The 12439-nt window shown below is 38.8% G+C and carries 12 protein-coding genes and 2 pseudogenes; 11 read left to right on the top strand and 3 right to left on the bottom strand.

Going from position 1 to position 12439, the window contains the following annotated elements; translation table 11 throughout:
* Positions 1-182: 182 nt before the first annotated feature.
* A complete protein-coding gene (locus tag RG571_RS00990; RefSeq protein ID WP_002321527.1) occupies positions 183-497 on the bottom strand; it encodes a DsrE family protein in 315 nt (104 codons plus the stop codon).
* 13 nt (positions 498-510) lie between these two features.
* Positions 511-771 carry a metal-sensitive transcriptional regulator gene (locus RG571_RS00985; protein WP_002294653.1) on the bottom strand — a complete coding sequence of 87 codons (261 nt, stop codon included), beginning with the start codon at positions 769-771 and terminating at the stop codon, positions 511-513.
* Between the two features lie 169 nt (positions 772-940).
* On the opposite strand from RG571_RS00985, the gene RG571_RS00980 reads away from it, so the two are divergent.
* The 6 genes and pseudogenes from RG571_RS00980 to RG571_RS00955 all read left to right on the top strand — a co-directional run bounded on the left by RG571_RS00980 (position 941) and on the right by RG571_RS00955 (position 8078).
* Entirely contained in the window at positions 941-1255 is a 315-nt protein-coding gene (locus RG571_RS00980) for a rhodanese-like domain-containing protein (protein ID WP_002294651.1), read from the top strand.
* Position 1256: 1 nt separating this feature from the next.
* Entirely contained in the window at positions 1257-2912 is a 1656-nt protein-coding gene (locus RG571_RS00975) for an FAD-dependent oxidoreductase (RefSeq protein ID WP_114635004.1), read from the top strand.
* A gap of 82 nt (positions 2913-2994) precedes the next feature.
* Positions 2995-5129, top strand: a pseudogene (locus RG571_RS00970) (HelD family protein).
* 174 nt (positions 5130-5303) lie between these two features.
* On the top strand, positions 5304-5813 hold the full coding sequence (locus RG571_RS00965; RefSeq protein ID WP_002327492.1) for a hypothetical protein: 510 nt from the start codon (positions 5304-5306) through the stop codon (positions 5811-5813).
* Positions 5810-7113, top strand: a pseudogene (locus RG571_RS00960) (glycosyltransferase). The gene RG571_RS00965 and the pseudogene RG571_RS00960 overlap by 4 nt, the downstream one beginning before the upstream one ends.
* A 107-nt stretch (positions 7114-7220) precedes the next feature.
* On the top strand, positions 7221-8078 hold the full coding sequence (locus RG571_RS00955) for an LPXTG cell wall anchor domain-containing protein (protein WP_002317153.1): 858 nt from the start codon (positions 7221-7223) through the stop codon (positions 8076-8078).
* Positions 8079-8189: 111 nt separating this feature from the next.
* Here RG571_RS00955 and RG571_RS00950 read toward each other — a convergent pair whose 3' ends face one another.
* On the bottom strand, positions 8190-8510 hold the full coding sequence (locus RG571_RS00950; protein ID WP_002292575.1) for a putative heavy metal-binding protein: 321 nt from the start codon (positions 8508-8510) through the stop codon (positions 8190-8192).
* A gap of 152 nt (positions 8511-8662) precedes the next feature.
* Here RG571_RS00950 and dhaM point away from each other — a divergent pair, with 152 nt between their 5' ends.
* The 5 genes from dhaM (at position 8663) to RG571_RS00925 (ending at position 12430) form a co-directional block, all read left to right on the top strand.
* Positions 8663-9058: a dihydroxyacetone kinase phosphoryl donor subunit DhaM gene (dhaM, locus tag RG571_RS00945; protein WP_002304157.1), complete on the top strand. Its 396-nt coding sequence runs from the start codon at positions 8663-8665 to the stop codon at positions 9056-9058.
* Positions 9033-10043, top strand: a complete 1011-nt coding sequence (dhaK, locus tag RG571_RS00940; RefSeq protein ID WP_002324360.1) for a dihydroxyacetone kinase subunit DhaK — start codon at positions 9033-9035, stop codon at positions 10041-10043. Before dhaM ends, dhaK begins: the two co-directional genes overlap by 26 nt.
* A gap of 27 nt (positions 10044-10070) precedes the next feature.
* Positions 10071-10676 (top strand): dihydroxyacetone kinase subunit DhaL, encoded by a 606-nt coding sequence (gene dhaL / locus RG571_RS00935; protein ID WP_002319542.1) that lies wholly within the window; start codon positions 10071-10073, stop codon positions 10674-10676.
* 146 nt (positions 10677-10822) lie between these two features.
* Entirely contained in the window at positions 10823-11488 is a 666-nt protein-coding gene (locus RG571_RS00930) for a glucose-6-phosphate 1-dehydrogenase family protein (RefSeq protein ID WP_002289292.1), read from the top strand.
* A 282-nt stretch (positions 11489-11770) separates the two neighbouring features.
* Positions 11771-12430: a Crp/Fnr family transcriptional regulator gene (locus RG571_RS00925; protein WP_002289290.1), complete on the top strand. Its 660-nt coding sequence runs from the start codon at positions 11771-11773 to the stop codon at positions 12428-12430.
* Positions 12431-12439 lie beyond the last annotated feature (9 nt).

The following is a 12439-nucleotide window of genomic DNA, read 5'->3' as shown; positions in this document are numbered from 1 at the left end:
TCTGCGGTAATAAGCCCAACCAAACGAAAAATATGAGAAGCTATTTTTGTTTGGCTGTTCTTATTACTTGATGCAGGACAGCGTTTTCGCAACCTTTGATTCACGGTTTTCCAGAAGTAGCTTCTTCGAAAAATAAGCCGAAATTTCTTGAAGCTGATCACTTCTGTCGCAACCTCTACTGACTAAGGCTTGATATAAGCATAACCTTGGGATTGCAGTTCAACTAAATCAAGGACACCTGCTGGTACAACGATTACTTGTTCAGGTAAAGAACTTTCTGAAATATGATTAGCACGCATAGCATTGGCGCAAGCGTGAAAAACGACTCCTTGCAAATCTAAGAATTCTGCATTGGCAGAGTCTAGATAACCGGTAATCGCGATGCCATTTACAGATACGACAATCGTCGTTTCTGGAGAAGCTTTTATCAGGTTTTTTACGTTTTTCCCTGTTTCTGACCATTTTTCTAATTCATCAATATGGAAAACGACTTTCATTGAAATCATTCCTTTACTTTTTAATAATCATCTTGATCGCTTGTTCTAGTTTAGCCGCTTGTTCTTCTGGATTACTATCAGGTTTCTCAAAGCAATTTTTCAGATTATCTGCAACGATCATGCCCATTACGCGATCAATACTAGAACGAACAGCGCTTAATTGAGTGATGACATCCATACATTCTTTTTCGTCTTCGATCATTTTTTGGATACCACGAATTTGTCCCTCTGTACGTTTCAAACGGTTCAGGATATTTTTATTATCAATCTCCATAACACATTCTCCTCTGTTTTTATAATTAGATAATACCCCTTATCGGTATTTTATGCAAATATAAAAAGTAGTGAAAAAAATGAAGAGTCATTCTGGTTGACATATTAATAAAGCTCCTGTTTAATATACCCCACGAGGTATTTATAAAAATGTAAATGAGGTGCAGAAAATGAATTTGCTATTTCAATCAATAAAATCGATAACAGTCCCAGAATTAAAGGAAAAGCTTTTGGAAAATCCAGCGTTACTTGATGTTAGAACACCTGCAGAATACCGGGGTGGGCATATAAAAGGAGCTAAAAATGTTCCGTTACAAAGTATAAACAGATATGATGGAGACAAAGAAAAGACCGTCTATGTGATTTGTCAATCAGGGATGAGGAGTAAACAAGCAGCTAAAGAATTAAAGAAATCTGGTTATGATGTAGTGAATGTACGTGGTGGCATGAATCAATGGTTTGATCGAACAGTAGGAGGGAAATAAGATGAAAATCGTTATTGTCGGAGGTGTAGCAGGTGGAATGTCTGCTGCTACACGGCTTCGCCGATTAATGGAAGATGCAGAAATCGTTGTTTTTGAAAAAGGACCGTATGTTTCTTTTGCAAATTGCGGCTTGCCTTATTATCTTTCGGGAGAAATCAGTGAACGGGAAAATCTTCTTGTCCAATCGCCAGAATCATTATCCGCTCGTTTTTGTTTAGATGTGCGTCCAAATCATGAAGTGACAGCCATCTTTCCCGAAAACAAAACGGTAGAAGTCGTACATGAGGGTCAAAAACACATTGAACAGTACGATGCATTGGTTTTATCTCCTGGTGCAAAACCAGTTGTTCCATCGATTCCAGGGATAACAGAAGCCGACAATGTTTTTTCTATTAGAAATGTACCAGATATCGATAAAGTGATGCATGCATTAGAAAAACAGCCAAAGCGTGCCGTGATCGTTGGTGCAGGATTCATCGGATTGGAAATGGCAGAAAACCTAAAAAGAAGAGGTTTAGAAGTCATGGTGATCGAACAAGCACCACATATTCTTCCGACACTGGATGAAGAAATGGCAGCTTTTATAGAAAAAGAATTGTCTCATCAAGGAGTAGAAGTGATTACTTCTCATGCTGTCGCTGGATTTGAAGACCACGGGAAACGATTGCGACTGGATGATGGGCGTACCATCCCTGCTGATTTAGTTATTTTATCCATTGGTGTTCGTCCTGATAACCAGCTAGCAGTGACTGCTGGAATCGAATTAGGTATACGCGGGGGTATCCTAGTAGACGAACGATATCAAACGAATATTCCTGATATTTATGCGGTGGGGGATGCTATCGTTGTAAAACAGCAAATCACTGGAAAAGATGCACTTATTTCTCTTGCTTCACCAGCCAATCGTCAAGGTAGACAAGTTGCGGACACGATTTCCGGAATTTCTCGAAGAAATCAAGGCGGTATTGGAACAGCAATTATACGAACGTTTGGAATGACTGCCGCATCCACCGGATTAAGTGAAAGAACAGCCAAAGAAAACGAGCTGTCTTTTGAAGTCGTTCATGTGTCAGGAAAAGATCATGCAAGCTATTATCCAGAAGCAACAGATATTTTACTGAAGTTGATCTTCCATCCAGAGACTGGCGAGATTTATGGTGCACAAGGTGTTGGGGCAAAAGGTGTGGATAAACGGATCGATATTTTAGCAACAGCAATCAAAGGGCATTTGACGATCTTCGATTTACCGGAATTAGAATTGACGTATGCACCGCCATTTGGCTCAGCCAAAGATCCAGTAAACATGCTAGGATATGCAGCAATGAATATTGCAGAAGGGCTTAGTGAAACCGTACAATGGCATGAATTGCCGACAGAATTAGCAAAAGGAAAAATTTTATTAGATGTGCGAACAGCAGAAGAATTGGAAAAAGGCAAATTCAAGGAAGCCAAACATATCCCTTTGAATGAACTTCGGGACCGATTAGATGAATTAGACAGCCAGCAAGAATATATCGTCATCTGTCATAGTGGACTACGTAGCTATCTAGCGGAAAGAATCTTGAAGCAGTCTGGCTACCACGTAAAAAACCTTGATGGTGCATTTTCTTTATATCAAACTGTCCGACCAGAAGAACTGATATATCCTAACAAATAATACTCGTTAAAAAGCTTGCATTCGACTCTTAAAAGAGGTAGACTGATCGGTTCCACCACTTTAAAAAAAGAGGAGAATGTGTATGGTCAACACACAAAAGCAGTTAGAAGAAGCATATCTGAAGAACGTGTATCAAAAGCTAATCGATAAAAGAAACGAACTGCGGGAATCGATGGATACGGCAAAAATAGAAGGAAACCAGTCGCTGAAAGAAATGGCTGGCGATCTTCGATTGAATTTTGACAGTTATTTAGATAATTTGGATACTTTTTCGATGATTGAAATGAAAAATAGAGAAATCGATCAGATGAATATCAAACAGAAAAACGCAGAAAATCAGCTGGCAAAGATCGAACGTTTGTTGAAAAGTCCCTACTTTGGAAAAGTCATTGTAGATTTTCTAGATAATGAGCCACAAGAATCCTTTTATATTGGTACAGCAAATTTCACAGATGATGCAGATGAGAATCTTGTTTATGATTGGCGATCGCCAATTGCCGAACTTTTTTACAATAACATGATTGGTCCATCTTCTTATACGGTTCGTCAAAATAAAATCGATACGGTTATTAAAGAAAGACGACAATTTCTTTTGGAAAGAGATCGTTTGGTCAAGTTTTTTGATACGTCTGTAGCTATTCAAGATGACGTATTATTAGAAGTCTTAGGCCAAGATGAGACCAATGAAATGAAGGCTATCACAGCTACGATCCAATCGGAACAAAACACAATCATTCGGGATGTGAAAAGTCAAAATATCTTGGTAAATGGCGTAGCAGGAAGTGGTAAAACCTCTGCTATCATGCAGCGTATTGCGTATCTGCTCTATTTATATCGAGATACGATGACATCTGATGACTTGCTGATTCTATCACCTAATCATCGGTTTATCGACTATATTTCGAATGTCCTACCATCATTAGGTGAAAGAAATCCACTGAATCTAACCATCATGCAGCTGGTTTCACAGCTTTCAGCAGAGGAAATAGAAGGTGAAGAGGCTTATTTCAAACATATCACGGGAGAAAATGTATCGGAGCAGACAGAACGTTTGCGTAGCAAAAAGTTTATCGATAATCTAAAACAATCAGATCCTTTGTTTTTAGATCATCCGAATTTTATCCGTGGACTTACTAAAAATGGAAAAACAGTTCTTTCTAAAAAAACGATCGAAAAAATATATGAGAAAGTTCCTGCTCATCCTAAATTGATCGATAGGCTTCAAGCAACGAAAAAGGCACTGATGAGCGAATGGAAGAATCATCTTTTGAAACAAGCAAAAAGTCCTGCTGTGCAGAATCAGGTACTCTCGTTGACAGAAGATAGGCAGTTGGAATTATTCGGTAAATTGATTTCTGATGATTCGGAACAAAGTATTGCAGCTTATGCAAGGAAACTTTTACAAAAAAAATATCGAAAAATAACCAGACAAATCGAAGAAATGGCATGGGTGGCTGAGCACCAGTTGTTTGAAAGAATTTATGAAAAGCGATATGGCTCAGCTTATGCTTGGCAACCCACACGTACTGTTGATGAAGCAGTCATTATATTAGCTATTCGTCATTTACTTGTTGAAAAGGTAAATGTACCAGCATTTCGCTATCTATTGATTGATGAAGTACAAGATTATACCCTGGCACAATTAGGTCTATTGATCGAATTATTTCCAAAAACTCACTTTACTTTAGTAGGTGACGAGAATCAGGCAATCTTTAATTCTTCCACTACTTTTGCTGATATTATGCGTTGTTTCGACGACTACCATCTGCCGATCCATCGGTATGATCTTAGAAATAGTTACCGTTCTAGCGGAGCAATCACAGAGCTTTTCAAAACCTATGCTGTGGATCAAGAGAAGTCGACATCGTATCGATCCGACCGCAAGGAAAAGAACCCGAATACCGCTCTTTTCGATCCTCTGAAGAATTGTTGAAAATACTAGCTGAGATTTTGGTTTCTCTAAAAGGAGAAAAAGCGGCAGTTATCACCCAAACAGAAGAGGAAACCCAAACGCTACAAGAATCGATTAAAAAAAATTCATATGGATTAGAAAACTGCCAAATCATTCCTTTGAGTCTAGCAAAAGGACTGGAATTTGATTATGTAATCTTATATCCATTTGAAAACGATGGAGATGAGCAAAGAAGACGCAGACAAATGTACACGGCGATATCTAGAGGAATGAAAAGCATTGTCGTATTGGAAAGAGCAACATAATTAAGAGATAAAAAATAAAAAGAACAACTGATAAAAAGAACAAAATATTTTTCATTTGCTGATGAGAAATGTTTTGTTCTTTTTCTTAGGAAAAATTTAGGAACACTTTATGTGAAAAGAAATGAAATGTATGGTAAACTCCTACGTCGTAACAAAAAAACGTGAGGTGAGGATATGAAAAAAGTAACAAGAGAAGAAGTTGCATCAATTTTGGTGAAAGATAAGTATTTTTCAAAAGGTAATTACTGGTTAAAGATTTGGCAAACGTTAGTGGCTCTTTTAGGATGGATGATCGTTGTTCTTCCTTTTATATGGGTGTTTTTCCCATTAACGAGACCAGAAAGAGCCAAGGATTTTTCCTTGTACGCTTTTTTATCAGAAAAGAAAATGCTGTATTTCTTAAACGGCTTTTTTGTATTGATTTTTTTCAGTTTCCTGATTACCTCATTTGTATTGACTAGGTGGAACAATCGAAATCTATACAAAAAAGTAAATAAATCTTTTGAATATGAAGATGAAGAATTGGAAAAAAGACAAGAATTACTTGAAGAAATGTATACGGAACGTTTTGGAACAAAAGAAGAGAGAGAAACGGTCCGTTTTTATTCTGTCTCCGCGGAGCAAAATCTAGATACGACATTCATTGCAGATTTGTATAAAGAAAATGGGGTGGAACTGAAATGATCTCAATCACCCATACAGGTAATTTATTCTTAGATACTTGTTTGTCTATTATGTATTTTTTTCTCGTTTCTTATCCGATTTTAGGCGGATTTGTATGGTTTATTGGTGTCTGGTGTTATGTGTTTTTATACAAACATAAGCAAAAAGAATGGGTAGATGTTCCCTTGAGTGTCGAACCGTTCATCACGATCATGGTGCCAGCCCATAATGAAGAAATTGTGATCGAAGATACAATCGAGTATTTGATGACGAAATTGAATTATCACAACTATGAGGTATTAGTGACAGACGATGGTTCAACGGACCAAACACCAGAAATATTAGCTAGACTGATGAAAAAATACGCTAATCTTCGTGTGGTTCGGATCGAAAAAAATAAAGGAAAAGCCCACGCGTTTAATATCGGACTTGCCTTTGCAAAAGGGAAATTGATTTTAAGCAATGATGCAGACACGGTACCGGAGCCAGATGCACTGATTAGGTATGTGAATTATTTCATTCGCCCTGGTGCAAGACATATTGCTGCGGTCACTGCAAATATGGATGTCCAAAATCGTACCAAATTGATTGCAAAATCTCAAACGGTTGAATTCTCAAGTATCGTGGGTATCATCAAACGAACACAGTCAGCTGTTTTCGGTGGTCTTTATGCTTACAGTGGAGCAAATACGATGTATCGAAAAGAAGCCTTGATCGATGTGGGCGGATTCAGACAAGATCGAGCGACAGAAGACATCAGTATTGCTTGGGATCATCAGTTAAATGATTGGGTATCTGTATTTGCTCCTGGGATCATCTTTTTCATGGAAGTACCTGTGACGTTGAAGATGCTATATCGACAAAGAAAACGTTGGGCAAAAGGTGGAACAGAAGTCTGGCTGACGAATTTCAAAAAAGTGATGCTCCATCCTTTTAAACATATTGGAAGAACGATCATCTTCATTGATCAAACATTGAGTATTGTCGGTCAATATTCTTTTGTATTTCCGTAGTTCTTTTTGCTGGATTAATCGGGCATTATGTATATCAAGGAAACTACGAACAGATTTATATTACTTTTACATTCAGTTTTGTGTTCATCTGCTTTGAAATGGTCGCAGGATTTTTCCAGTTGCTAGCTTCGCTGATTGTAGATGATCGACGAAGAAAATTGAAATACCTTCTTTTCGCACCACTATATATGCTTTTGTTCTGGATAGTGAACGCGATAACGATCGTGACGACTTTCATTCCAGCAGTCAAAACGATTTTAGGTTATGGAAGCGGGACATGGAAAAGCCCGGAACGTACAAAAAAATAAAAGATGCACCGTTTTTTAGACAAACAGCCTGTTGTGTTTATGGTTCTTCCAAACATTTTTGCTTATAATAAGAAATTAGTTAAAAAGTAGTAAGGATGGGAAAAGTGATGAAAAAAAGAATGAAGCCGTTAATCTGGCCAATTGCTGTTTCCAGTATTTTCTTATTGGGACAGACAGCTTTTGCGGAAACTTCTGAACCTGCTCAAACAGAACCTTCAACAACTATAAGCTCTTCTGATGCTGAAAAAGGTGCCTCGGAAACAGAAACGACTTCCAATGTACCGATAGATAATTCAGGAGAAACGATTTCATCTTCAGAAGATACATCAATAAATAGTTCTACCTCTTCTGACCAAATCGATCATTTGCAAGACTTGGAAAATAAAAGAAAAGAACTCGAAGAAGCATTAGAAGCTGCAAAAAACAAATTGAAAGAAGACCAAGCAGCAATCGATCAAGATTTAGCTGATCTTAAAAATAAAGTGGGAAATGACCGTGCACAACTTGAGAAAAAGCTTGCCGAAGCGAAAGCAAAAGCGGAAGCTGTCCAAACAGATCTTGACGGGAAGATCCAACAAGCAAAAGAATTCAATCAGCAATTAAATCAGGTTGCTCAAACAGCTTCTGGAAAGCTAAGTCAAACTCAAGCGGATATCATAGCGGCCAGTCAAGCAATCCACGGAAAGATCAGCGAAGCACAAACAGTTGCTAATGATTTTGAAGCAAAAAAAGCTGACATAGCAGCTAGTATCCAACGAATAAAAGATATTTTGCATTCGGCAGGAGAAAAATCAGTGACCTCTGGAAGCACGACAGAAACAGTTCAGCAAACGACAGAGCCATCCAAATCAACAAGTCAGACTTTGCCAAAAACAAATGAAAAAACAGCTTCTGTCAGTTATTCCTTAGCAGGGGCGGGTGTGTTAGTCGCAGCAGCTTACGGAATCATCCGCAAAAAGAAATAAAAAAGAGAGGATGGGAAGGTAGAGTACCTCGAAGTTAGACTGAAAAATCTAATTCTTGAGTGCCACTACATGTCCCATCTCTCTTTAGTTATTAAAACAGATGTCCCCTACTTATCTCGTGGAGACAGCTGTTCCACTACATGTGACCATCAGCATGCCATTGTCGCTGCCTAATACTTCATAGTCCATTTTTACGCCAATGATCGCATCAGCTCCTAATGCTTTTGCACGTTCGGCCATTTCCGCAAGGGCTTCTTCTCTTGCGCCCATTAGTTCATTTTCATAACTTTTTGAACGGCCGCCGAAGACGTTTCGCAAACCAGCCCCAAAATCTTTCAATACATTGATCCCAGTAATAACTTCACCAAAAACGATTCCTTTATAAGCTACTACGGTTTTTCCTTCCACACTATTCGTGGTTGTTGTAATCATTCGATCACTCCTCTCTTTAATAAAAGTATAACAAAGTTCAAGATGCGCAACACATATTTTCCCAAAATTAGGAATTTATTATATACTTGAATTGTTCATTAATGAAAGCGAAACCAATCGTTAGCAACTATGTAAAAGAAAGGAAGATTCTTGTGAAAAAGAGTATTTTGCTTATTTCTCATAGTCAAAAAGTAACAGATGGTATTAAAGAAATGATTGAGCAGATGCAAAAATCCGAAGAGGTGCAGATCTTTTCTCTCGGCGGAATAAATGGCGAGATCGGATCAGACCCGATGAAAATCGTAGAAGCTGTCAATGAATCAAGTGATGCAGCTAGTTATTTTGTTTTTGCGGATATCGGCAGCGCGGTATTGAATTCGGAACTGGCAAAAGACATGTTGGAAGAAGAACAGCAGCAACGTTATCATCTGGTGGATGCGCCTTTAGTGGAAGGAGCTTTTGCAGCAGCCATCACTGCCGGTATAACGGATGATACTCAGCAAATCTTAACAGAAGCACAAAATGCCGGAAAGAAAGGATGGGAATAAATTGAAAAAAATCATGAATGATCCAAGCAATATTGTCGAAGAAATGCTGGAAGGATTAGTAAAAAGCTATCCAGAACTTGTTCATCGTGTAGAATCTTCCCGTGTTGTAGCCAAGAATCAGAAAGCGGAACAAGTTGGTTTGGTTTCTGGTGGAGGAAGCGGACATGAACCATCCCATGCCGGGTTTGTAGGGGAAGGAATGTTAAGTGCAGCGGTGCTTGGTGATGTGTTTACTTCTCCAACTCCAGATCAGATTCAAACGGCTATCAAGGAAGCGGATAGTGGAAAAGGAGTTTTACTGATCGTTAAGAATTATACAGGGGATGCATTGAACTTCGATATGGCAAAGGAACTAGCTGCTATGGACGATATTGAAGTAGAAAGTGTGATCGTAGATGATGATATCGCCGTTGAAAATAGTACGTATACTGCTGGAAAACGCGGAGTTGCAGGTACTGTCCTTGTACACAAAATCGTGGGCGATGCAGCAAGAAACGGTGCTTCCCTAGCTGAGTTGAAAGAACTGGGAGAAAAGGTCGTACAGGCAACTAAGACGATCGGTCTAGCGCTTCGAGCAGCAACTGTACCAGAAGTAGGGAAACCAGGATTCGAACTAGGAGAAGATGAGATCGAGTATGGTGTTGGTATCCATGGTGAGCCAGGCTATCGTCGAGAAAAGATGCAGCCTTCTAAAGTACTGGCAAAGGAACTTGTTACTAAGATTTTAGATGATTACTCGAATTTACCAAAAGAAGCAGGTGTACTAGTCAACGGAATGGGCGGGACGCCTTTGATGGAACAGTTCGTGTTCATGAATGATGTTTTAGCTTTGTTGGAAGAAAGAGGAGTCAATGTAGTTTTCCGAAAAGTCGGTAATTTCATGACTTCACTAGACATGCAAGGTCTTTCTCTGACACTGATCGACTTGACAGGGACACAATGGAAAGATTCTTTAGAAAGCAATGTACAGACGATTTCATGGTAAAAAATCTCAAGATAAAAGGGTGATAATATGAAACTAAGCGTTCAAGAAATCCAAGAATGGCTCACGCAATTTGCAGAGGCAATCAATCAGAACAAACAATATCTCAGTGATCTAGATACCCCGATTGGCGATGGAGACCACGGAAATAACATGGGAAGAGGAGTTTCAGCTTATGAAGAAGCTTTTCAAGCCGATCATCCTGAAACAATCAGCGATACATTCAAAGTATTTTCTATGGCGATGATATCGAAAGTCGGTGGTGCTTCTGGTCCGTTATACGGATCTGCATTCATGAACATGATGAAAGCGACAAAAGAGGTCGATTCTATTGATTCTCAAGAAAAATTAGGAGAAGTGATCGAGCAGGGAACAGCGGGTATTCAAAGCCGAGGAAAGGCAGAAGCTGACGATAAAACGATGTTAGATGTTTGGCTGCCAGTCACAGAGGCATTGAAGGCAGGGAATTTAACAAAAGAAATCATTGACCAGGCAAAAGAACACACCAAAGACTTGGTAGCTAAAAAAGGACGAGCTTCCTATCTAGGAGAGCGTGCAATCGGACATATCGACCCAGGAGCTGCTTCTAGTGCCATTTTATTTTCAACGCTTTTAGATGTGATCAATCAACCTTAAGTTCAATAAAACTGCGGTGATGCTCATCGCAGTTTTTTGTTTGGCTGTTCTTATGACTTGATGCAGAACAGCTTTTTCACAACCTCTATTTGTCCATATCGCAAAATTCAGGTAGAATACAAAAGATAACGGAAAGAGGCGAAACAATGGAACTTGGAAAATCAGATTATCAGTTGTTTGATCGACCAATCTACGCATTCAAACAGCTCAAAGAGAGCCATCCAACAGATAAGATCGAACAAATCAAGAAAGAATATAAAGAACACTGGCAAAAATGGAAAGAGATTCAGCTCCAGACAGCTGCACTTTTGCCTGATATGTACGGCATGAGCAAACCTAAAATCGAAAGCTGGACGAATGGCTGGAATTTACGCAGTCATTTTTGGAGCGCGTACCGAAGCGAATCTCGTCAAGACGAGAATGCCTGTCTAGCAGTTTTGTTGAATCAAAAACAATACCAAATCTATTTGATGTACCAACATTATAAAAGCGAAGAACGATATGGTAGCATTGCAGCGTATAACCAGTTGCTTGCGATACTGAAAGAGTGGAGCAAAACGGTCGATATCAAGGATTATTACATATGGCCGCAACCAGAACATGAACTTGACGACCACTTAGCTTTGTCTGACTATTTGTCCGATACAAAGAAACAAGAAGAGTTGAAAAAAGCGATGAGAGACCGAACCTTTCAAATGGGTAAACTATTCTTCTATCCGCAAGAAATCGAACACGTTGAGCAAATAACCGCTGAAACCTTACAAGAACTAGCACCACTATATCAAAAGCTAGGTGCGGAAAAATTTCAATAGACAACACGAAATAAGCAATGCGAAAAACAAACCTTACTCTCGGCTTGCGAGTGAAGGTTTGTTTTTGATTATTCAAAAAGTAAATATTTAAAAAATTGATAGGAATCAATTACTTAAGGTCTCAAAAGAAGGAAAATAAAGCAAGTGACAAAAAGAAATCCACTCTATTTGCTGGTATCTGGTTCGCTTGACGTTTATGCTATGATAAAAGAAAATTATCAGTTGGAATAAGGCAAGCCATGTTCCTTTATTAGAAATAGCTGTTTAGAAGGAGGAGAGATTATGAGTCATGATCATTTATGTGTTTCATTTGTTCCTTTGTTCAATCACTTAGTACAGCAAGATCAAGAAAAAGTACACGCACTTGTCAAACATCACTATGTGGAAAAAGGAGAACAGATTCTTGCGCCGAATGGAGAACCTCAATTAGTGATCGTGGCCTCCGGCAGTATGAAAGTGTATCAATTATCTGCTAGCGGAAAGGAACAGCTTTTACGAGTAATAGAGCCGGGCGGATATGAGGGAGAGAGCCAGTTGCTAGGCGTTCCAAATGAGTCTTTATTTGGCGAAGCACTAGAAAAAACGGAAATTTGCATATTGAGACAAAAAGATTTCTCGGAACTCTTACTGCATTATCCCGCCCTTAGTCTGAAACTTTTAGCAATCAACGTTGAGAAATTAACAAAAGTACAGCAGCAGACAACTTTTTTGATGATGGAAAAAGTAGAAGAACGAGTCGCTGTCTATCTGCTTGACTTAGCTAAAGCGACAGGGAAGGATCACTTTTTCCTGCCAATGAAAATGAAAGAACTTGCTGCATTTATCGGTACGACCCCCGAAACTTTATCTAGAAAATTTAAATTATTAGAGGAGAATGGTTATGTAAAAAGAAAGAATCGAGAAGTCTGGATCATTGATAAAGAGCAGTTAGAAGACTTGTAAATAAAAAAA

Origin of the sequence: Enterococcus sp. FR204 (assembly GCF_031143325.1) — a bacterium.
Lineage (GTDB): Bacteria > Bacillota > Bacilli > Lactobacillales > Enterococcaceae > Enterococcus_B > Enterococcus_B faecium.
Note: the sequence above shows the minus strand (reverse complement) of the source record. Positions and strands in the feature narration are given on the sequence as shown.

Coding starts and splice junctions, on each gene's coding strand:
- RG571_RS00975 (WP_114635004.1), top strand. CDS start 1,257: ATGAAAATCGTTATTGTCGGAGGTGTAGCAGGTGGAATGTCTGCTGCT.
- RG571_RS00925 (WP_002289290.1), top strand. CDS start 11,771: ATGAGTCATGATCATTTATGTGTTTCATTTGTTCCTTTGTTCAATCAC.
- RG571_RS00985 (WP_002294653.1), bottom strand. CDS start 771: ATGGAGATTGATAATAAAAATATCCTGAACCGTTTGAAACGTACAGAG.
- RG571_RS00965 (WP_002327492.1), top strand. CDS start 5,304: ATGAAAAAAGTAACAAGAGAAGAAGTTGCATCAATTTTGGTGAAAGAT.
- RG571_RS00930 (WP_002289292.1), top strand. CDS start 10,823: ATGGAACTTGGAAAATCAGATTATCAGTTGTTTGATCGACCAATCTAC.
- RG571_RS00955 (WP_002317153.1), top strand. CDS start 7,221: ATGAAAAAAAGAATGAAGCCGTTAATCTGGCCAATTGCTGTTTCCAGT.
- dhaK (WP_002324360.1), top strand. CDS start 9,033: ATGCCGGAAAGAAAGGATGGGAATAAATTGAAAAAAATCATGAATGAT.
- RG571_RS00980 (WP_002294651.1), top strand. CDS start 941: ATGAATTTGCTATTTCAATCAATAAAATCGATAACAGTCCCAGAATTA.
- RG571_RS00950 (WP_002292575.1), bottom strand. CDS start 8,510: ATGATTACAACAACCACGAATAGTGTGGAAGGAAAAACCGTAGTAGCT.
- dhaL (WP_002319542.1), top strand. CDS start 10,071: ATGAAACTAAGCGTTCAAGAAATCCAAGAATGGCTCACGCAATTTGCA.
- RG571_RS00990 (WP_002321527.1), bottom strand. CDS start 497: ATGAAAGTCGTTTTCCATATTGATGAATTAGAAAAATGGTCAGAAACA.